The sequence below is a fragment of the Halorubrum distributum JCM 13561 genome (assembly GCF_000337395.1).
GTDB lineage: Archaea > Halobacteriota > Halobacteria > Halobacteriales > Haloferacaceae > Halorubrum > Halorubrum distributum.
In genome coordinates this window covers 1-20,525 of record NZ_AOJF01000032.1, presented here as the reverse complement: position 1 = coordinate 20,525, position 20,525 = coordinate 1, and the positions used below count along the sequence as shown (strand labels likewise).

Genomic DNA, 20,525 nt, shown 5'->3' with positions numbered 1-20,525 from the left:
CGTAGTCGTGTTAGGCGGCCGATTCTCCGACGTTCGGCACTCCTACTTATTTAATACAAAAAATAACAGATTTAAATATCCCTATAGCTCAACCGCAGAACAATCTTAATATTTATTTATCCTGATACGTTTCGAATATGCACGAAAGTGTGGCAGATTACGTGGCAGAGCACCCGAAGATGGCCGGCGTCCTGTTCACCGCCCTCCTGCTGCTGACGCAGGCGGCGCCCGCGGCGGCGAATGCGGCTGTCGTGAATCCTGGCCCCTAATCTATCGAGTATTGATCACTCCACTGGAGTTGACCGTCAGCGAACATCGGAAAGAGTTCCAACTCACAGAAATCCTTTAATTCACTACTGGAAACGTCATTCGTGAGTATTTTTGAAGGAACATAGTGGTTCGTATCGCTAGATTCGAGATTAATTCTGGATAGTGACCCAATCCCGTGAGATCCGTTCGGGTATATATTGGTCTGTGTTTTGATATTGTCCGGCGAATTGATTTTTAAATCGACTACAATTGCCCCACCACTCCGACTCTGACAGATCGTCGTTCCCCCGTCACCGACGACGATGTACTGGTGGCCCGTAATGAGTTCGCGCTTCGCCACGTGAAGCGCGGTGCGAAGGTTGAACCCGCTGTTCATCAGACGGGCGATGATCCGGCCGAGTGTCGTCGCGGGCGAGTTCGCCACGTCGGAGAGGGTGACGATGCCACCGCGCGAGCCGCGGTGGACGAGGGCCTCGCCCTGCTGGTAGGACTGGCAGGCGTTGAGCAGGAAGGCGCTGACGCCGATTTCGAGGTCCTCGTCCGTCAGGTCGAGGTAGCTGTCCGCGCACTGCATCCCGCGGTCGTCGACGTGGCCGATGTAGTGGAGGAAGTCCACGTCGGATTCGAGGGTCTCGCGCATCTCCGCGCGCGTGAGGTCGTGGCGCACCTCGATGTCGAACTGGACCATGTCGCGGAGCCCGTAGAGGTCAGCGACGTTGCCCTCCTCTCGCATCTGCTCGTCGTTACAGACGACGAGGACGGAGATCCGCGACTGCTCGACTTGACCCGCTTCGAGCCGGCGGTGATACGCGTCGAGCGTCGCCTTGTTGGCGTCGAGCGGGACGCCGTCGCCGACCCACGCGTGCTCGACCGTGTCGACCGGCTCCGGCCGAACGAAGTCGGTCTGTGCCGCGACGGCGCCGCGGTCTGCCGAGGCGTCCGCGCCGCGGGTGGCCTCCGCGCTCGCGGCGCCGCGAACGAACTCGGCGTCGCCGAGGGCGCCGCCGTCGGGCGCGACGCCGCCGACCGGGACCTCTCGCCTCGTGGCCGCCGACGAGCTCCGGTCCGCGCCGCCCAAGAAGCCGACGCCGACGCCGCCGTCGTCGTCCACCGGCGTGACGGTCTCCGGCGAGCGGACGATCGACAGCTCGCCGGCGACGAACGGGAGCATCTCCACGTTCGCCGGGTCGGGCCGGACGTCCGTCGTCAGCGTCCACTGCGGGAGTTCGGGCTTGACCGCCTCGAACGGGACGTCGAGGTACTCGCCGAGCCGCGCCGCGAGCGGGAGGTCGTACAGCCGCTCCCAGTCGAGGTCGAGGTCGGTCGTCTCGCGCTCGTGGAGGTCGACCGGGTAGAACCCCTCCGTGCGGGCGAGACAGTCCATGTGGAACGACTGCCTGAGCACCTGCGCGGTCCGCGCCTCGAACCCCGGTTCGAGGGGGTACGACCACCCGTCGCCCTCGATCCGCGGGGCGTCGCCCGGGACGACCTCGGCCGCGAAGTAGTACGCCAGCGAGACGACGGGGTAGAGGTAGCGGTACTCCGGCGGGACGACGATCCGGACGCCGCTGTCGACCGGCTCGACACGCTCGGGTGCGTGAAACTCGTCGCCCGGCTCGACCAGCGGCGGGTGGCCCCGCAGGGTCGGGAACGACCGCTCGGGGCTCGTCGTCTGGAGCGCGGAGCCGAGCAGGGAGACGGCGCCCATCAGCGACTCCGGGTCCGTGGGGGTGGTGATCGTCCCCGCCGGCGTCTGGTGGAGCGACCGGAACCCGAGCCCGACGGCGCCCGGCGTGTCGAGGTCGATCCGAGTGGTCCGGTCGGTCGTCGAGACTGAGAACCCGGAGTCGAAGGCGAGGTACAGCTTCGTCGGCGCCGGGTTGATTCCGACGTGGTACGTCCCGTCCGGCATCGTGTAGCAGTCGCCGTGGGTGAGGAGCGTCCCGTCGCCCGCGCGTGTCTCGACGACCGCGACGCGCGGGATCTCGATCGACCCCGTCTCGACGGCGACGCTGGCGTCGACCGGGAAGTAGTGCTCCGACTCGGGCCGTCGGCGCGGCTCGACGGGTCGGTCGGTGTACACCTCGAACTGCGTGTTCTCGATGTGGTCGGTGACGGTGATCCCGTCGGCCTCGCGCAGCGGGTCGATGTCGATGCTCATGGGGACTCGCCGCGGTCGTCGAGACGGACGAGGGACCGGCGCCGCGGCGGTTGTGGGTACCACTCATTGACGGAAAGCGGCGATAAAGCTTGCGTCGGCCGGATCGCCGCGGACCGAACGGATAAAGTCCCGGCCGCCCCACCTCCGCGTAATGATAACGCTGGGAACGGCCCGCGCCTCTCCGGGCGAGACGGACACGGGCCGTCTCGAGGTGGGGGAGATGCGGGACGGGAGCCCCGTTCGGCTGCCGGTCGCCGCGGTCAACGGCGCGGCCGACGGGCCGACGCTGTACGTCCAGGCGGTGAGCGACGGCGACGAGCTGAACGGGCTGGGCGTCGTCAACCGCGTCGTTCCGCGGCTCGATCCGGCCGAGCTGTCCGGGTCGGTCCTCGTCGTCGGCATCGTGAACCACTTCGCGTTCCAGGCCGCGGAACACCGGAACCCGGTCGACGACCGGAAGATGAACCGCGGCTACCCGGGCGACGCCGACGGGACGACCAGCGAGCGGATCGCCTACGAGACGTTTCAGATCGCCAAACGCGCGGACTACATCCTCGACCTCCACCAGGGGTCGACGAGCCGGATGATAAACGAGACCCGCGTGCGCTGCGGCGTCCGCCACCGCCTCCACGGGGAGTGCCTGGAGCTCGCGAAGGCGTTCGGCTGCGGGCACGTCCTCGACATCAAGGGCCCGGACGGTCAGCTCGCCCGCGCCGGCCCGGAGCACGGAATCCCCACCGTCGACCCGGAGCTCGGCGGCTGCGTCGGCTGGGACGAGGAGTCGATCCGGTACGGCGTCGAGGGCGTGTTCAACGTGCTCCGCCACTACGGGTTCCTCGACGGCGACGCGTCCCTCGAATCGCAGACGCGCGCCCGCGGCTTCGACCAGTACGGCTCGCCCGCCGGCGGCCTGGTCCGCTTCGAGCGCGAACTCGGCGAGCGCGTCTCGGCCGGCGACGTCCTCTTCGAGGTGACCGACACCTTCGGCGCCTTGGAGGGCCGCGTCACCGCCGACACGGACGGGATCTTCTGGCGGACGCGCCGGCTCCCGCAGGTGGCCGCCGGCGAGTACGTCTGCTCGATCGGCACCAACGTCGACGAGTACTGATGGGGAACTCCGACGGTTCCGGGCCGGCGGCGACCGGTCCCCGCCGGCTCGGCTGTCCCGAGTGCGGCGAGACGTACCGCGACCGCTGGCGCTGTCGGTGCGGCGCTCCGCTCGACTTCGCCGATCCGCCGACGCCCGAGGGCGCGGCGCCCGACCCCGACGCGTTCGACGCGCGCGACGGCCTGTGGGCGTTCGACGACCTGCTCGCCGTCGGCGACGACCTCCGCGACCGCGTGACGCTCGGTGAGGGGATGACGCCGCTCGTCGACGCCGACGAGGGGCGCGAACCGGCCGTGGACGGGGGAACCGACCGCCCTCCCTGGAACGCGTCGTTCAAGCTGGAGTACGTCTTCCCGACCGGCTCGTTCAAGGACCGCGGCGCGACGACGGCGCTGACGCGGGCCCGCGAGCTGGGCGTCGAGCGCGTCGTCGAGGACTCCTCGGGCAACGCGGGCGCCGCGATCGCGACCTACGCCGCCCGCGCCGGGATCGCCGCCGAGATCTACGTCCCCGCCGACGTCAAGGAGTCGAAGCTCCGTGCGATCCGGCGGGCGGGCGCGGAGCCCGTCCGGATCGAGGGGAGCCGGGGAGACGTGACGGACGCGTGTATCGCGGCGCTCGGTGAGGGGGACGTCGCCGTGGGTGACGACGCGGACGCCGGCGTAGGCGACGACGGCGACTCCGCCTGGTACGCCAGCCACGCCTGGAACCCCGCGTTCTTCGAGGGGACCGCCACGGTCGCGTACGAGATCGCGCTCCAGCGCGGCTGGGACGCCCCCGACGCGGTCGTGACGCCGCTCGGCCACGGGACGCTGTTCCTCGGCGCCTACCGGGGGTTCCGGCGGCTCGAACGCGCCGGCTGGGTCGACTCCGTCCCGCGGCTCTACGGGGCGCAGGCGGCCGGCGTTGCGCCGATCGTCCGAGCGCTCCACGGGCCGGAGGCGGCGGACCCGGACGGCGCGGTCAACGAGGCGGCCGACGGGATCCAGATCGCCGAGCCGGTCCGCGACCGGGAGATCCGCGGGGCGATCGACGCGACCGGCGGCGACGCGCTCGCGGTCACCGAGGCGGCCGCGACGCGCGAACTCGACCGGCTCCACGCCGCCGGCTTCTACACGGAGCCGACCTGCGCGGTCGCGCCCGCGGCGCTCCGGGTTCTCCGCGAGCGCGGCGAGATCGGTCCCGACGAAGACGTGGTCGTGCCGCTGACCGGGAGCGGACTGAAGGACTGAGCCGGCCGTTCCGGCCGTCCCCGACCCGCCCGACCGGTACCCCTATTTCGGTCGACGCGCGTGGTATTCCCATGGAGGTGCTCGTCTACGGCGCCGGCGCGCTCGGGAGCCTCGTGGGCGGGCTGCTGGCGCGCGACCACGACGTGACGCTCGTCGGGCGCGACCCGCACATGCGGACGATCCGGGAGGACGGGCTCCGGATCGACGGCGAAGTGGACGTCCGCGTCACGCCGCGCGCGCTCACCGACGGGACGCACCGCGCCGCCGACCTCGCCGTGGTCACGACCAAGGCGTACGACACCGACGCGGCCGCCCGCGCGCTCGCGACCGGCGAGTACGAGGCGGTCTGCTCGCTCCAGAACGGGCTCACCGAGGAGCGGCTGGTCGCCGCGCTCGACGCGACGGTGCTCGCCGGGACCGCGAGCTACGGGGCCCGGTTCGCGGAGCCGGGCCGGGTCACCTGTACCGGCGTCGGCGAGGTGGCCGTCGGGGCGCTCTCGGGCGGCGCGAGCCCGGCGGCCGCGCGGGTCGGGGCCGCCTTCGACGCGGCCGGTATCGAGACGGTCGTCGCCGAGGACATGCCGGCGCGCCGCTTCGAGAAGCTCGCGGTCAACGCCGGGATCAACGGCCCCTCGGCGCTGGCGCGGACCGAGAACGGACCGACGCTCGACGGGCCCGCCGGCGGCGTCGCCCGCGCGGCCGCCCGCGAGACGGCCCGCGTCGCCCGAGCGGCCGGGGTCGACCTCGTCGACGACCGCGCGGTCGCCGCCGTTGAGCGCGTCGCCGCCGACACCGCCGCCAACCGGTCGTCGATGTACGAGGACGTCGCGAACGGACGCCGCACCGAGGTCGACGCCGTCTACGGCGCGGTCGTCGACCGGGCGGACCGCCACGGGGTCTCGACGCCGACCTGCCGAACTATCGGGTCGCTGCTCCGCGGCTGGGAGGCGGCGCGCGGGCTCCGTCCGGAGTAACGTCGAACCGCGAAACGGATCCGGGGCGGGCGGCGTTCGAGGCCGCTACGCGCTCAACACCACTCCTCGAGGACGGTCGCGTCGGTCTCGTCGACCGACACCCACGCGTCCTCCCGCGAGACGTCCGCGATGACGAGCTCCGGCCGCGACGACGAGGAGTCGATGGACGCCATCACGTCCGGCGCGTCGGCGGCGTCGAGCGCCGGATCCGTCGGCAGCGCCGTCCGGCGACGGTCGGGGTCCGGCTCGTCCCATGGGGTGGAACTCCGTGACATGGTTGTGAATAGTTCACAGTACGTATAAGAGTTGCGAACCGGACCGACGTCGGCCGTCGGATCGGAGATTCCGGGGACCGTCCGCCGGCGCATCTCCCGAAAAACCGTCGCTCGGCCGACGATGTGCCCGAACGTGTCGAGTTTCTCATCGGCTCGCGTCCCCTCGCGGTACGCCGGCGGACGGCCCCGGTCGCCGCCGATCCGTCGTCGCTCCGCTGCCGTTCCGACGCCGCGGGTCGGTGGTCCGGCTCCGCACACCTTCGCAGTATACAAGAGGTGGCACGCTGAAAGGCGGGCATGAACGTCGCAGACGCCATGACGCCCCGCTCGGAGCTCGTCGTCGTCGAGATTCCCGGGAGCCGGAACGACGTGCTGGAGTACATTCAAGAACACGGGTTCTCGTCGGTCCCGGTCGTGAAAGACGCCGGCGGCGAGGAGGTGTACCGCGGGCTCGTCACGCGCGACGACCTGATCGACCAGCCGGACGAGGACCAGCTCGCGCTGCTGATGCGCGAGGTCCCGACGGCCGGGGCCGACGACGACATCGTCGACGCCGCCCGGACGATGGTCGCGGAGGGGTCGCGCCGGCTCCCCGTGGTCGACGGCGACGAGCTGGTCGGCATCCTCACCGTCACCGACGTGGTCCGGGCCATCGCCCGCGGCGAGGTCGACGGCGAGACGCAGGTGGGCGAGCTCGCCACGCGCGAGGTCAACGCGACCCACGCGGGGACGCCGCTGCCGGTCGCCGAGCGCGAGATCGCGCTCTCCGGCGTCCCGTACGCGGTCGTCCTCAACGACGAGGCCGCGGTCGCGGGGATGCTCACCGAGGTCGACATCCTCGAGGTCGCCCGCGTCGTCGAGGGCGAGGCGAGCACGGGCGACTCGATCGCCGAGCAGGACTCCGAGTGGTCCTGGGAGGGGATCAAGGCGACCGGCGCGCGCTACCTCCCGACCCGGAACGTCGAGATCCCCGCCGAGGCGGTCCGCCACTTCATGACCGAGGAACTGATCACGGTCAACGCCACGCGGACGGCAAAGGAGGTCGCCCAGGAGCTCATCAGCAACGACATCGAGCAGGTCCCGCTCGTCTCGGGCACCGACCTCGACGGCATCGTCCGCGACGTGGACCTGCTGGAGGGGCTGTAGATGGCCGCGGACGCGCTCGCCGAACTCGCGAAGCGTCGCGGGTTCTTCTTCGGCTCGAACGGCGCGTACGGCGGCACCGCCGGCTTCTACACGTTCGGCCCGCAGGGGGCCGCCCTCAAGCGGAACGTCGAGGACGCGTGGCGCGACCGGTTCACCATCCGCGAGGGGAACCGCGAGATCGAGGCGCCGACGGTGATGCCCGAGGCCGTCTTCGAGGCCTCCGGCCACCTCGAGGGGTTCGACGACATGCTCGTCGAGTGCCCCGAGTGCGGCGAGTCCCACCGCGCCGACCACCTCGTCGAGGACGCCACGGACGTCGAGGACGCCGAGGCGCTGCCCGGCGAGGAGGTCGCCGAGCTGATCGCCGAGGAGGGGATCGCCTGCCCCGCGTGCGGCACCGAGCTCGCCGGCCAGCCGGTCGAGGCGTTCAACCTCATGTTCGCGACCGACATCGGCCCGGGCGACGCCCAGCCGGGCTACCTCCGCCCGGAGACCGCGCAGGGCATCTTCGTCGAGTTCCCGCGGCTGAAGGAGTACGCCCGGGGGAACCTCCCGTTCGGGATCACCCAGATCGGTCCCGCCTACCGCAATGAGATCTCGCCGCGCGGCGGGCTGCTCCGCCTCCGCGAGTTCACGCAGGCCGAGCTGGAGCAGTTCATCGATCCCGAAGAGGACGAGCCGCCGCTCGACCGCGTGCGCGACGTCGAGGTCCGCCTGTACCCCGCGACCGAGCAGGAGGCCGACGACGGCGACTACCTCGACACGACGGTCGGCGAGGCGGTCGACGAGGGCGTCATCGGCTCCCCGTGGGTCGGCTACTACCTCGGCGTCGCCCAGGAGTGGTACGAGCGCGTCGGCGTCGACCTCGACCGCTTCCGCTTCCGCCAGCACCTCGCCGGCGAGCGCGCCCACTACGCGGCCGACTGCTGGGACGCCGAGAGCGAGGTCGACGGCGACTGGATCGAGATCGCCGGCTTCGCGTACCGCGGCGACTACGACCTCTCGAAGCACGACGAGTACGGTGACGACGCGTTCACGGTGTTCAAGCGCTACGACGAGCCGAAGACGGTCGAACGCGCGACCGTCGACCCCGACATGTCCGTCCTCGGGCCGGAGTTCGGCGGCGACGCCGGTGCGGTCGCCGACGCGCTCGAAACCCTCGCCGAGCGCGACCCGGACGCCTTCGACGCCGAGACGGTGACCGTCGAGGTCGATGGCGACCGCGAGGTCGAGGTCGACGCCGACGTCGCGAACTTCTCGGTCGAGGAGGTGACCGAGAGCGGCGAGCACATCACGCCCCACGTCGTCGAGCCGTCGTTCGGCGTCGGCCGCACCGTTCAGACGCTGCTCGCGCACGCGTACAGCGAGGACGAGGTCGACGGCGAGGAGCGCACCTACCTCTCCTTAGAACCCGCGGCCGCGCCGCAGGACGCCGCCGTCTTCCCGCTGGTGACGAACGACGACCGGCTGACCGCGCTGGCCGACGAGGTCGCGGCCGACCTACGGGCCGCGGGGCTCGCGGTCGCGTACGACGACTCCGGCTCGATCGGGCGCCGCTACCGCCGGCAGGACGAGGTCGGCACGCCGTTCTGCGTCACGGTCGACCGCGACGGCATCGAGGGCGACGGCCCGGACACCGTGACGCTCCGCGAACGCGACTCCGCGGCGCAGGTCCGGGTCCCGGTCGCGGACCTGGCCGACGAGCTGACCGCGCTGCGCGAGGGCGAGCCGTTCGCGTCGGTCGCCGACCGGTACGACGCGGTCGACACCGACGTCGAGACCGCGGGGAACTGAGGGGTGACGCTCCCGGCCGCGGCGTGGCGCGAGCGCGTGGAGTTCGAGCGGCGGCTGGTCCACGCGAGCGGCACCCTCTACCCGGTCCCGTACCTGTTGGGCTGGATCTCTTGGGAGACGACCGGGCGGCTGATGATCCTCAGCGTCGCGGTCGCGGGGCTCCTCGAAGCGCTGCGGCTCTCCGGCTCCGCCGGCCCGCTCGACCCGCTGTACGACGCGCTCGTCCGCGACTACGAGGCCGACGGTGTCGCGGGCTACGCGCTGTATCAGGTCGGGATGGCCGCGGCCGCGCTCGCGTTCGCGCCGGTGTTCGCCGTGCCCGCGATGTGGATGCTCTCGGTCGGCGACCCGATAAGCGGCGGCCTCGGCGAGAACGCGGCGACGGAGCCGAAGCGGCTCTCAGTGGTGGCGGCGATGGTGTTCGTCTGCTTCGGGATCGCCGTCCCGTACGCGATCCCCGAGTTCGGCCCCGACCCCGGTGTGATCGTCGCGCTCGCCGGCGCGATCCCCGCGGCGATCGCGGACGGGCTCCCGCCGCTGATCTATGGCATCGCCGTCGACGACAACCTCACCATCCCGCCGGCGGCCGCCGGCGGGATGTTCCTCGCGGCGGCGCTGATCGGGTAGGCGTCAGCGGAGAAGCGGACGGCGGCGCCGTCGCTCGTCGGGCGAAATTGAGAGGAGCGCCGAGGCGGAGATTTGAACTCCGGTGTCCGAATGGACAGTAGATTTCGAATCTACCGCCTTGGCCAGGCTAGGCTACCTCGGCTCGCTTCGACGTTGGCCGGTTCCGCTGTTATGCGTTTCGATCGCTTTCGCCCGGTCTGCGACCCCGTCGCGTCCCGGCCGGCGTTCGCCGCTCCCGACAACGCTTTTCGGCCCGGCTCCCGTGCGGTCGGTATGGACGTCCCCGAAGCGGCCGACGCCTGCTCCCGCGTCGTCGACGAGGTCGGCGGCGCGGTCGTCGCCGACCGCGAGTTCCTCGACCGCGTCACGCTCGGCATCCTCGCCCGCGGCCACGTCCTCCTGGAGGACGTGCCCGGCACCGGCAAGACCCTCTCGGCGCGCTCGTTCGCGACCGCGCTCGGCCTGGAGTTCTCGCGGATCCAGTTCACCCCGGACCTCCTGCCCGCCGACGTCACCGGCACCAACGTGTTCGACGAGCGCGACGGCTCCTTCTCGTTTTCCCCGGGGCCGATCTTCGCGAACGTCGTCCTCGCCGACGAGATCAACCGCGCGCCGCCGAAGACGCAGGCCGCGCTGCTGGAGGCGATGGAGGAGGGCCAGGTGACCGTCGACGGCGAGACCCACGAGCTGCCGAGCCCGTTCTACGTGATCGCGACGCAGAACCCGGTCGAGAGCGAGGGCGCGTTCCCGCTGCCGGAGGCGCAGCTCGACCGGTTCACGATCAAGACGTCGATCGGCTACCCCGACGAGGACGGCGAGCTCGAGCTGCTCCGCCGGCGCGCCGGGCGCGTCGAGCAGTCGCCGACGGTCGACCGCGTGCTCGACCCCGACGCCGTGGCCGCGCTGCGGGAGGTGCCCGAGTCCGTGCGGGTCGACGACGACCTGCTGCGCTACGCGGCGGCGCTCGCGCGGGCGACCCGCGAGGACCGCCGCGTCGAGGCCGGCGTCTCCCCGCGCGGTACCCAGCGGCTCTTCGAGACCGCCCGCGCGGCGGCCCTCCTCGCCGGCCGGGAGTTCGTCACGCCCGACGACGTGAAGCGCGTCGCGGAGCCGACGCTCGCGCACCGGCTCGTGTTGACGCCGGACGCGGCGGTCAACGACGTCGACGAGCGCGACGTGATCGCCGACGTGCTCGACCGGGTCGCGGTGCCGACGGTGGAGGCGCCGGAAGCGTGAGGTCGGTTTAAAAAGGGAAGCCGCGAACTACTCCGCGTCGCGCTCGTCGAGCAGCTCCGTCGCCGTGAGCAGCGACTCCAGCTCGACGTCGTGGTCGGCGAGGCGCTCCGCGGCGCCCTCCTCGCGGTCGACGACGACGAGCACGCGGTCCACGGTCGCGCCCGCCTCGCGGAGCGCCTCGACCGCGTCGACCGCGGACTGCCCCGTCGTGGCGATGTCCTCGATCACGACGATCTCCTCCCCCTCGTCGAGCCGGCCTTCGATCCGGTTGCCCGTCCCGTACTCCTTCGCCTGCTTGCGCGCGATGACGTACGGGCGGCCGAGCTCCGCGGCCGTCACGGCCACCAGCGGGACGGCTCCGAGGGCGACCCCCGCCAGCTTCGCGTCCGTGTCCGCGAGGCGGTCGGCGAACGCCTCGGCGACGAGCGTCAGGGCGTCCGGGTCGGTCTCGAAGAGGTACTTGTCGACGTAGTAGTCGCTCGTGCCGCCGTGCGACAGCTCGAACTCGCCGAACCGGACGGCGTCGGCGGCGGTGAGCGCGGCGATCAGCTCGCGTCGTCGGTCGTCGTCGGTCATACGCGGAGGAGGGCCGCGCCCGACAATAAACGGGTCGGAAGCGCGCGAACGCCGCGGGTCGGCTACCGCTCCGACTCGCCGTCGAACCCCGACCCGCCCCGCTCAGTCGCCGGGAGGACGAGCGTCACCGTCGTCCCCCCGCCGTCGAGCCCGTCGTCGAACCGGATCTCGCCGCCGTACGCCTCAACGACCCAGGCGGCGATCCACAGCCCGACGCCGGTGTTGTGCTGGAGCTGCGTCACCTCGCGGGTCCCCGTGATCACCTCCTGCACCGCGGTCGGGATCCCCGGGCCGTCGTCGGCGACGCGCACCGCCACGACCCCGTCGTCCGGGTCGCGCTCGGCGGTCACCGCGACGCGCGGGGCGTCCCCGCCGTGTTCGACGGCGTTCTCCACGAGGTGGTCGACCGCGATCGAGAGTCGGTCGTCGCCCCGCACCGCGATCCCCGCCGGCACGTCGGCGGTGATCCGCGCGTCGGGACGGTCGGTCGCGTGGCGCGTGACGACCTCCTCGACGACCGCGCCCACGTCGATCGGCTCGGGATCGGCCGCGTACCCCTCCTCGACGACCCGCCGGAGGGTGGCCGCCCCCTCCGCGACGCCGCTCAGTCGCTTGCCCGTGGCCTCGATCCGCTCCGCGAACTCGCGGATCCGGTCGTCGTCGGTCCGGTCGGCGATCTCGCCGGCGAAGCCGAAAACGACGTTCAGCTCGTTGCGCAGGTTGTGTCTGAGGATCCGGTTGACGATCCGCACGTACCGCTCGCGGCGCTTCCGGTCGGTGATGTCGGTGTAGATGCCGAACGCCCGGCGGGTCCCCTCGGTCTCGTAGCTGAACCCGCGGAAGAGGAACTCGCGCGGTCCGTCGACGGTCCGCCGGCGGACCTCTTCGGTCGCGAACCCGCGTTCGCGGACCAGTGAGTCGAGGTCCGCCGCCCCGACCCCGCCGCGCCCCTCGCGGTCGCCGAGCCGGTCGTCGTGGATGTCCAACGCGTCGATCGTCCGGCCGCGGAGCGTCGTCTCGTCCACGCCGAACTGCGCCTCGAACGCGGGGTTGGCCCCGTCGATGACCGTCTCCTCCGGTTCGAGGACGACCTCGATCACCGGGTCCGGGATCCGGTCGAACAGCCGCCGGAAGCGGTCGCGCTCGGCCGACAGCTCGGTCCGCGTCCGGCGGAGGTCGGTCGTGTCAGACAGCGACCCGACGACGCCGGCGCCGTGGTCGGACAGCCGCGACAGCCGCAGTTCGCCGTGTCGCGACCGACGACCGCCGTCGCGGTCGGCGGTCAGGTCGACCGTCCGGGTCGGCTCCGGCGCCCCGCCGGCCTCGGTCGCCGCGTCGGTGAGCGCCGCGACCGCGTCGGCGACCCGCGGCGCGTCGGCCTCGTCGACGAGCGCATCGAGCGGCCTTCCGGCGACGTCGCCGAGGTCGTCGGCGCCGATCCACGAGACGAACGGCCCGGTGGCGTAGGTGACGGCGCCGTCGCCGTCGAGCACGCACACCATGTCGTCGACGTTCTTGAGCGCGTCCTCGTAGGTCCGGAGCCGGCGGCGGCGGTCGGCGGCGTCCATCGCCGCGACCGCGTTCGCGGCCAGCAGTTCGAGGACCGAAACGTCGCTCTCGTCGAAGGCGTCCGGGTCGACGGCGCCGACGATGAACACGCCGTGGTCGCCGAGCGGGACCGCCGCGACGGAACGCATCCCGTGGTACGGCCGGTCGTCCCCGGCCGCCGAGATGTCCTCCTCCACCCGGGGCTCCCCCCGTTCGAACACCCGGCCGGTGAACCCCTCGCCCGGGCGGCGCGGCCCGCGGCTGTCCGCGAACCGTTCGCCGAGGCCGTCGCTCGTGGCGACCAGCCGCAGCCGGTCGTCGTCGGGGTCGTACAGCCGCACGCCGCTGATCTCGTGGCCGAGGATCTCGTCCGCGGCCCCGATCAGCCGGTCGGCGACCGCCTCCCTGCTGTCGGTCCGCTGGAGCGCTTCGACGGTCCCGAGGAGCCGTTCGAGGACCCGTTCGCGCCGCTTTCGCTCCGTCGCGTCCGCGAAGAACACGGAGAGCCCGTCGGGCGAGGGGTACGCCGTCACCTCCGTCCACAGGTCCAGCGGCTCGTAGTAGCTCTCGAAGGACACGGACTCCTGCGTCTCCATCGCCCGCCGGTAGTTCGTCTCGTACTCCTCGCCGATCGCTGCCGGGAACTCCGCCCAGACGTCGGCGCCGAGCAGCTCGTCGGGCTGGCGGTCGAGCAGCGCCGCCGCCTTCTCGTTGACGTAGGTGAACCGCCAGTCGTCGTCGAGCGCGAAGAACGCGTCGTCGATCCGTTCGAGCGTCTCCTCGAACCGCTCGACCGCCGCCTCGCGTTCCTCGCGGGCGATCTCCCGCTCGATCGCGCGGCCCAGCCAGTCGGCGAGCAGCTCGACGAACAGCCGCTCCGACTCGTCGAACGGGCGGTCGCGGCGCTCCGGGTCGAGGAAACAGAGGCTCCCGAACACCGCGTCGTCGACGACGACGCTGCCGCCGACGTAGCTGCCGAACCCGAACCGCTCGTACGCCGGGTCGTCGGCCAGCCCCGCGGCCTCGGGGTCCGTGAACGCGACCACGTCGTCGCCGCGCACCGTCTGCTGGCAGTAGGTCAGCTCCAGCGGGATCGACCGGTCCGCGTCGGGGTTGTTCTCGAGGAGCGCGTCCAGCATCCCCGTCCCGTCGCTGTACTGTCGGATCTCGAGCCGGTCGCCGTCGACGTGCGAGGAGTAGCCGATCGACAGCCCGAGCCGGTCGCGCCCCAGTTCGAGCAGCGCGTCGAGCTTCTCGTCGAGGTCGGTCGCCCGGTCCGAGACGATCCGGATGAACGGTTCGAGGACCGACGCCGCCTCGGCGCCGGATTCGAGCGCGCGCTCCCGCCCGTCGCCCGCCTCGCCTGCTCCCGCTCGCTCGGCCGGTTCGTCTGCTCCCGCTCGCTCGGCCAGCCTGTCCGCGAGCGTCTCGCCGTCGGCCGCGAGCCGCCGCCCGGAGGCGTACTCGACCCCGAGCCGGCTCGCGTCGATCGCGGCGTCGGGGGCGTCGTCGACCGTGTACGCGAGTATCGTCGCGTCCGGGTAGCGGTCGCAGAGGGCACGGAGACCGTCGGTCGCGACCGCTCCGTCGCCGGCCGCGAGGTCGGCGTTCGCGCGACCCGAACCGCTCTGTCCCGACGCGCCGCCGTCGTCTCCGTCCTCCCGGAGTCGGACGACGAGCCGCTCCGGACCACCGTCGGACTCCGACTCTTCGGTGGCGCCGCTCCCGCCGTCGCTCGCTCGGCGGACGCGCGTCGGCTCGGGGAGCTCTCCCCACGGGTCGTCCACCGGATCGCCGACGTGAAGCGTCGGCTCAGCTGGCATCGGCGGCGAGACGGCTCCGCAGTGGTCGCCCGAGGCTCGAGGGGTCCTCAGCGCTCATTCACCTTGCGCGCCTCCCGTCTCGCGCGGCCAACGGCTGTCAGTCGGGCGACTCGAACTCGCCCGAGAGGGTCGTCGGTTCATTCGTTGCGCGAGGTAGGATCGGCCCCCTCATAATCGTTCGCTCCGGACTTTCGGATCTGCGAGCGTCGTTCGATGTCGCCTCGGCGCTCGTCGTCCCGACACGATTTAGGCGGCCCGCTCACAACTGGCGGGTAATGAGTACGCAGGCCGCGACGGCGGACCGGACAGTCGTGATCGGGCTGGAGGTCCACGTCCAGCTCGAGACCGACACGAAGATCTTCTGCGGCTGCTCGACGGAGCCCGCCGAGGACGAGGCGCCGAACACGCGCACCTGCCCGATCTGTCTCGGGCTGCCGGGCGCGCTCCCGGTCCTCAACGAGGGCGCGGTCGAGGCCGCGGTGAAGATCGGGAAGGCGATCGACGCCGACATCCCCGAGACCACCACGTTCCACCGGAAGAACTACTACTACCCCGACCTCCCGAAGAACTTCCAGCTCACCCAGTACGACGCGCCGATCTGCCAGTCGGGCGAGCTGGAGGTCCGCGTCGACGGCGACCCCCGCACGATCGGGATCACCCGCGCACACCTCGAGGAGGACCCCGGGAGCCTCCAGCACGCCGGCGGCTCGATCGAGTCGGCGACCCACACCCTCGTCAACTACAACCGCGCGGGCACGCCCCTCATGGAGATCGTCACGGAGCCGGACTTCCGCTCGCCGGCCGAGACGCGCGCGTTCCTCGCGAAGCTGGAGGAGGTCCTCGAATACCTCGGCGTCTTCGACCCCGGCCGCGACGGGAGCCTGCGGGTCGACGCCAACGTCTCGCTCGTCCCCGCCGAGCACGTCGCCGACGACGGGACGATCGACGGCGACGCGCTCGACGACGTGAACCGCGCCGAGGTGAAGAACATCTCCAGCCACAAGGGCGCGGAGCAGGCGCTCGCCTACGAGGTCACCCGTCAGGAGAACGTCCTGCGTCGCGGCCGCGAGATCGAACAGGAGACGCGTCACTGGGACGAGGACCGCGGCGTCACCGTCGGGATGCGGTCGAAGGAGGCGGAGAAGGACTACCGCTACTTCCGCGAGGGGGACCTCCCCGCCTTGGAAGTGGCCGACTGGAAAGAGCAGATCGCGATCCCGGAGCTGCCCGACGCCCGCCGCGAGCGCTTCCGCGAGGAGTACGGATTGGACCGTGAGGCGGCCTCGAAGCTCACCTCCACGAAGGCGGTCGCGGACTTCTTCGAGGACGTGGCGAGCGAGTTCGACCCCGACCTCGCGGCGACGTGGGTCGCCGACAACCTCCTCGGCGAGCTCAACTACCGCGAGATGGAGATAACCGACGTCGAGGGCCGGCTCGACGAGTTCACGCGCCTGATCGAGCTGGTCGCCGCCGACGAGTTGACCGTGAAGAACGCCGAGGAGATCGTCCTCCGCGAGATGCTCGACGAGGGCGACGACCCCGAGACGGTCATCGAGCGCGAGGCGCTCGGGAAGGCCGAGAGCGGCGAGGTCGAGGCCGCGGTCGAGGCCGCCATCGACGAGAACCCCGACGCCGTCGCCGACTACCACGACGGCGACGAGGGCGCGATCAACTTCCTCGTCGGCCAGGTGATGCAGGCGACCGGCGGCAGCGCCGACCCCGGACAGGTGAACGGGCTGCTCCGCGAGGAGCTGGACGGCTGAGACGGTCGAGCGTCGGGCGATTTCGGGAGCGGACGAATCGGATCGGCGGCGGAGATATGGTATTTAAATACTCGTGAGCGGCAGCGACGACCATTTATAAAGAACGACGCAGTTGGCGCGTGCCGACGAGCGCCCGCAGGGCGCGAGTCGCACGCGCGAGGGAGTCAGTCGCCGGAGCGGAGCGACGGCGACTGACGAGGCTGGGGAGGCGTGAGGTGCGGTGCTGTGCGGGCGGGGTGGGACTCAAAGGGGCAGCCGCGAGGGCGAAGGCGCGCGACGTAAGCACCGAGGGAGCGAGTGAAACGAGCGACTGAGGCGCGCAGCGAGCGCACCGAGCCCTCGCGGCTGGGGCTTTGGAGGTGTTCACCGTCGATCTCCGGTAAATTATTTATAAACGAGCGGCTGGGGCTTCGGAGGTGTTCGTCGCAGCGTCGTCGTTCGCTTATAAATGGCCGCAAGCGATGTCACTCGCCCGATCCGATTCACTTCCGTCAACGACCGGTCGTTTTTATTCCGGTCGCGCGACGTATCCCGCGTATGGCCCTCGCTTCCACCCTCCTGTCCGCCGTCCCGATCGCCCTGCTCCTCCTGCTCGCGTGGGCGATCCGGTATCGAGGGAAGGTCGGCCTGATCGCGGGCTACGACGGCGACCTGCCGCCCGAGCGCGAGGCGGAACTCGCCCGCGACGCGGCCCGGGTCCTCGTCGTCGCGGCGGCCGCGACGAGCCTCCTCATCGTCGACGCGTGGACCGGCTCGGTCCCCCGGCCCGACGTGCTGGTGACGGTCGCGATCGTCGTCGCAGTCACGTGGTTCCTTTACAAGTGGAACGTCCGCGAGCCGGCCGACGACTGAGCCGAGGCGTCGAAACCGTGCGATTGACGCCCGCCCGCCCGCTACCCCGTCCATGGACGTGACCGTCGAGGTCGTCGGGGAGGGCGCCGAGGAGTACAGCCTCGCCGCCGACGCGACGTACGACGACCTGATCCGCGCCGCGGGCTACCACCCGCAGGAGGCGTCGGCGCTGGTCGACGGCTCGCCGGTCCCGGGCGACCGCGTCGTCGACGCCGAGACGGTGCGGGTCCTGCGGCTGATCAAGGGCGGAACGGGCACGGGCGACTCGCCGTGACGGTCGACGGGAACCTCCCCGACCCGCCCGCGGACGTGACCGTCGAGCCCGCGACCCCCGACGACCGCCTCGACGTCCTCCGGATCCTCGACGCCGCGATGCTGGAGACCGACGCGGACGCGGTCGACGACCGGATCGCGGCCGGCGACGCCCTCGTCGCGCGCTCGGCGCGGACCGGCGGGGTCGTCGGCGCGCTGGTCGCCGTGCGTCCCGCCCCCGACCGCCTCCGCGTCGACGCTGTCGCGGTCAGGCGCGCGCGGCGCGGCCGGGGCATCGGCTCCGCGCTCGTCGCCGCGGCCGTGCGGCGCGCCGCGCGCGACCCCGCCGTCGCGGCCGTCACCGCGACGTTCGACGCCGACCTGCGGGCGTTCTACGAGGACCTCGGGTTCGCGGTCCGGCCGGCGGGGGCAGCGGACGACGCCGCGGACGGCGGGGCGGACGACGCCGGTGACGGGCGCGCGGTCGCCCCCGCCGACGGGAGCCCGGAGCGCCTCGAAGGACGGGTGTCGGTGCCCGGTCGCGAGCCGCCGTGAACCGGGCGCAAGCGGCGCGTCCGACTCGCGGCTGACTGAGCTTTTTCAGTGTGGTACGTGTACGCATGTCTCCCCACAGATGATGCCCTCAGCGTCCGGCTCGCTCGACCCCGGCAGCATCGACGTCGAGGCGGTGGACTCGATCGACGGTCCCCCGCCCCGATCGACCGCGTCCGCAGACGACCGCTCGAACGCCGACGATCGGCCCGCCGCGGACCGACGCGTCCGTGACGACGTCCCCCCGGCCGAGCGCGACCTCCCGGAGGAACGCGTCCGGCTGCTCGCGGACGAAGTCGCATCGCTCGAGGCGGAGGTGGCGGCGCTCGAAGCGGAAGTCGAGTCGAAGGAGCGGCAGCGCCAACAGGTGATCGACAACTACGAGTCGATCGTTGCGGCTCAGCGGACGTCCGACCGCTCGTCGGAGCCGACCCCCGACGCGTCGGCGTCGACCGGCAGATGGCGACCCTTCGCCGCGCTCGCGTCTCGCGTCGGGCGGGTCGCGGCGTGGCTCCGGGGACGGCGCGAGTAGGCGTCCGACGCCCGCATCTCGCGGACCGACCCGCGCCGAGCGGTCGACGCGCGCATTCGACGTTCATTTCCCGGTCGCCCCCGTCGTTGCGGGTATGAGCGCGAATTCGCCCGCGATCTCGGCGGTCCCCTCCCGGACCGCGGTGATCGAGGCATGAGCGGGAAGGACGACTACTACAACCGGTCCAAACAGCAGGGGTACCGCGCCCGGTCCGCCTACAAGCTGAAACAGATAGCCGAGGAGGCGGACCTGCTCGCCCCCGGCGACACCGTCGTCGACCTCGGTGCCGCCCCCGGCGGGTGGCTCCAGGTCGCCGCCGAGGAGGTGGGAGAGAGCGGCACCGTCGTCGGCGTCGACCTCCAGCGCATCGACGAGCTCGACGAGCACGACGTCGAGACCATTCGCGGCGACATGACCGAGGAGCGCACCCGCCACTACCTGCGCGAGGCGGTCGGCGAGGGGGGCGCGGACGCGGTCCTTTCGGACATGGCGCCGAACATGACCGGCGAGTACAACCTCGACCACGCCCGGTCGGTCCACCTCGCGCGGCAGGCGCTCGACGCCGCCGACGAGCTGCTCGCGCCCGGCGGCGACTTCGTCGTGAAGGTGTTCCAGGGCGAGGACCTCGACGCCTTCCGCGACGACGTGGCGGACTCCTTCCAGTACGTCCGGACCGTCTCGCCGCCGGCCTCGCGGGACGCCTCCTCGGAGGTGTACCTCGTCGCGAAGGGGTACACGACCTCGCCGGTCGCCGAGGGCGACCGCGTCGAGGTGACGATCGAGGAGGAGGGCGACGAGGGCGACGGTATCGCCTACGTCGAGGGGTACACGCTGTTCGTCGACGGCGACGTCGGCGAGACCCTCGCGGTCGAGGTCACCGACGTCAAGCCGCGGTTCGGGTTCGCGGAACCGGTCGACGAGGGCGGGCCGACAGCGTCGAACTGAGCCGCCGCGGTCGGGCGACCGCGGCGCCGACCGGGATCCGGGAGCGCCGCTATCACCCGGGATAATTCGACTCTGATTCTTATATACCCCCGTGGGCGAGTGGCGACAAATGAACGGCGACGACGCGAGCGACGGGTCCGGTCTGGGCCCCGCCGACGCGGACGGCTCGGCGGCAGCGACGGATAGGGACCGTTCGGCGGCATCGACGGACGCGGACGCGACCACCGACGGCGGGGTCGCGTCCGGCGAGAGGGCGGCCGCCTCCGGCGCCGCCGCGGGCGACGACGTTCCGGTCTCGGCGTTCCGCGAGGCCGCGGAGCGGCTCGCCGACGGCGACCTCGGGGCGCGGTTCCCGACCGAGGACGCGGACGGTGAGGCGGCGGCGCTCGCGGCGACGCTCAACGAGTTCGTCGACGGGGTCGCCGAGACGGTGTCCGCCGTCGACGGCTTCGGCGACGAGGTGGCGGGCGCGACCGAGCACGTCCGGTCGAACGTCGACCGGGCGAAGGCGCAGAGCGACGAGGTGTACGCCGCGGTCGACGACATCGAGGCGGCCGCGACCCGCCAGCGCGACGACATCGCGGCCGCGACGAGCGAGCTCCAGACCGTCTCGGCCGCCACCGAGGAGGTCGCGGCCTCCGCGGACGAGGTGGCCGAGACCGCGGCCGGCGTCGCCGAGCGGACCGCCGAGGGGACCGACGCCGCGACCGCCGCCATCGAGGAGCTTCGCGTCGTTGACGAGCGGACGGAGGAGGCCCTCGACCGCGTCGAGACGCTGGAGTCGGAGGTCGCGGCGATCGAGGACGTCACCGACCTGATCCAGGACCTGTCTCTTATACACATCTCTGATGGCGCGAGG

General features: G+C 71.7%; 19 protein-coding genes and 1 tRNA gene. 15 read left to right on the top strand and 5 right to left on the bottom strand.

Annotated elements, in window-relative coordinates; genetic code table 11:
• Positions 1 to 137: 137 nt before the first annotated feature.
• Complete coding sequence (locus C470_RS16370; protein WP_008366192.1) at positions 138 to 269, top strand: DUF7503 family protein; 132 nt, start codon at positions 138 to 140, stop codon at positions 267 to 269.
• Here the strand turns inward: C470_RS16370 and C470_RS06940 are convergent.
• Positions 266 to 2,431 (bottom strand): caspase family protein, encoded by a 2,166-nt coding sequence (locus C470_RS06940; protein WP_008366190.1) that lies wholly within the window; start codon positions 2,429 to 2,431, stop codon positions 266 to 268. The two genes, C470_RS16370 and C470_RS06940, sit on opposite strands and share 4 nt — an antisense overlap.
• A gap of 151 nt (positions 2,432 to 2,582) precedes the next feature.
• Here C470_RS06940 and C470_RS06935 point away from each other — a divergent pair, with 151 nt between their 5' ends.
• The 3 genes from C470_RS06935 to C470_RS06925 all read left to right on the top strand — a co-directional run bounded on the left by C470_RS06935 (position 2,583) and on the right by C470_RS06925 (position 5,745).
• Positions 2,583 to 3,539, top strand: a complete 957-nt coding sequence (locus C470_RS06935; protein WP_004598159.1) for a succinylglutamate desuccinylase/aspartoacylase family protein — start codon at positions 2,583 to 2,585, stop codon at positions 3,537 to 3,539.
• Entirely contained in the window at positions 3,539 to 4,771 is a 1,233-nt protein-coding gene (locus tag C470_RS06930) for a pyridoxal-phosphate dependent enzyme (protein WP_008366188.1), read from the top strand. Before C470_RS06935 ends, C470_RS06930 begins: the two co-directional genes overlap by 1 nt.
• A 71-nt stretch (positions 4,772 to 4,842) precedes the next feature.
• Positions 4,843 to 5,745 carry a ketopantoate reductase family protein gene (locus C470_RS06925; protein WP_004598157.1) on the top strand — a complete coding sequence of 301 codons (903 nt, stop codon included), beginning with the start codon at positions 4,843 to 4,845 and terminating at the stop codon, positions 5,743 to 5,745.
• A 53-nt stretch (positions 5,746 to 5,798) separates the two neighbouring features.
• Here the strand turns inward: C470_RS06925 and C470_RS06920 are convergent, their stop codons facing one another.
• Positions 5,799 to 6,020: a DUF7556 family protein gene (locus C470_RS06920; protein WP_004598156.1), complete on the bottom strand. Its 222-nt coding sequence runs from the start codon at positions 6,018 to 6,020 to the stop codon at positions 5,799 to 5,801.
• A 297-nt stretch (positions 6,021 to 6,317) separates the two neighbouring features.
• Here C470_RS06920 and C470_RS06915 point away from each other — a divergent pair, with 297 nt between their 5' ends.
• The 3 genes from C470_RS06915 to C470_RS06905 are packed head-to-tail and all read left to right on the top strand — an operon-like array spanning position 6,318 to position 9,587.
• Entirely contained in the window at positions 6,318 to 7,166 is an 849-nt protein-coding gene (locus tag C470_RS06915) for a CBS domain-containing protein (RefSeq protein WP_008366186.1), read from the top strand.
• Entirely contained in the window at positions 7,167 to 8,960 is a 1,794-nt protein-coding gene (gene glyS / locus C470_RS06910) for a glycine--tRNA ligase (RefSeq protein WP_008366184.1), read from the top strand.
• Positions 8,961 to 8,963: 3 nt separating this feature from the next.
• Positions 8,964 to 9,587 carry a hypothetical protein gene (locus C470_RS06905; RefSeq protein WP_008366181.1) on the top strand — a complete coding sequence of 208 codons (624 nt, stop codon included), beginning with the start codon at positions 8,964 to 8,966 and terminating at the stop codon, positions 9,585 to 9,587.
• A gap of 57 nt (positions 9,588 to 9,644) precedes the next feature.
• Here the strand turns inward: C470_RS06905 and C470_RS06900 are convergent.
• Positions 9,645 to 9,729 (bottom strand) — tRNA-Ser (locus C470_RS06900).
• Between the two features lie 131 nt (positions 9,730 to 9,860).
• On the opposite strand from C470_RS06900, the gene C470_RS06895 reads away from it, so the two are divergent.
• Positions 9,861 to 10,823, top strand: coding sequence for an AAA family ATPase (locus C470_RS06895; RefSeq protein WP_004598152.1), 963 nt, complete (start codon positions 9,861 to 9,863; stop codon positions 10,821 to 10,823).
• Positions 10,824 to 10,850: 27 nt separating this feature from the next.
• Here C470_RS06895 and pyrE read toward each other — a convergent pair whose 3' ends face one another.
• Positions 10,851 to 11,399: an orotate phosphoribosyltransferase gene (pyrE, locus tag C470_RS06890; RefSeq protein ID WP_008366180.1), complete on the bottom strand. Its 549-nt coding sequence runs from the start codon at positions 11,397 to 11,399 to the stop codon at positions 10,851 to 10,853.
• A gap of 62 nt (positions 11,400 to 11,461) precedes the next feature.
• The gene (locus tag C470_RS06885; protein WP_193365833.1) at positions 11,462 to 14,770 is read right to left on the bottom strand and encodes a PAS domain-containing protein; all 3,309 of its coding nucleotides are present in this window, start codon (positions 14,768 to 14,770) and stop codon (positions 11,462 to 11,464) included.
• A 275-nt stretch (positions 14,771 to 15,045) separates the two neighbouring features.
• On the opposite strand from C470_RS06885, the gene gatB reads away from it, so the two are divergent.
• From gatB to C470_RS06850, 7 genes are all read left to right on the top strand, one after another.
• Entirely contained in the window at positions 15,046 to 16,533 is a 1,488-nt protein-coding gene (gene gatB, locus C470_RS06880) for an Asp-tRNA(Asn)/Glu-tRNA(Gln) amidotransferase subunit GatB (RefSeq protein ID WP_008366175.1), read from the top strand.
• Between the two features lie 537 nt (positions 16,534 to 17,070).
• On the top strand, positions 17,071 to 17,385 hold the full coding sequence (locus tag C470_RS06875) for a hypothetical protein (protein WP_007344999.1): 315 nt from the start codon (positions 17,071 to 17,073) through the stop codon (positions 17,383 to 17,385).
• 52 nt (positions 17,386 to 17,437) lie between these two features.
• On the top strand, positions 17,438 to 17,659 hold the full coding sequence (gene samp2, locus C470_RS06870) for a ubiquitin-like small modifier protein SAMP2 (RefSeq protein ID WP_004598147.1): 222 nt from the start codon (positions 17,438 to 17,440) through the stop codon (positions 17,657 to 17,659).
• Positions 17,656 to 18,192, top strand: a complete 537-nt coding sequence (locus C470_RS06865) for a GNAT family N-acetyltransferase (protein WP_008366171.1) — start codon at positions 17,656 to 17,658, stop codon at positions 18,190 to 18,192. Before samp2 ends, C470_RS06865 begins: the two co-directional genes overlap by 4 nt.
• Positions 18,193 to 18,271: 79 nt before the next feature.
• Positions 18,272 to 18,721: a hypothetical protein gene (locus C470_RS06860; protein WP_008366168.1), complete on the top strand. Its 450-nt coding sequence runs from the start codon at positions 18,272 to 18,274 to the stop codon at positions 18,719 to 18,721.
• Between the two features lie 153 nt (positions 18,722 to 18,874).
• Positions 18,875 to 19,666 carry a 23S rRNA (uridine(2552)-2'-O)-methyltransferase gene (locus tag C470_RS06855; protein WP_004598144.1) on the top strand — a complete coding sequence of 264 codons (792 nt, stop codon included), beginning with the start codon at positions 18,875 to 18,877 and terminating at the stop codon, positions 19,664 to 19,666.
• Between the two features lie 109 nt (positions 19,667 to 19,775).
• The coding region (locus C470_RS06850; protein WP_160162940.1) for a HAMP domain-containing protein at positions 19,776 to 20,525 on the top strand (750 nt) is incomplete at its 3' end.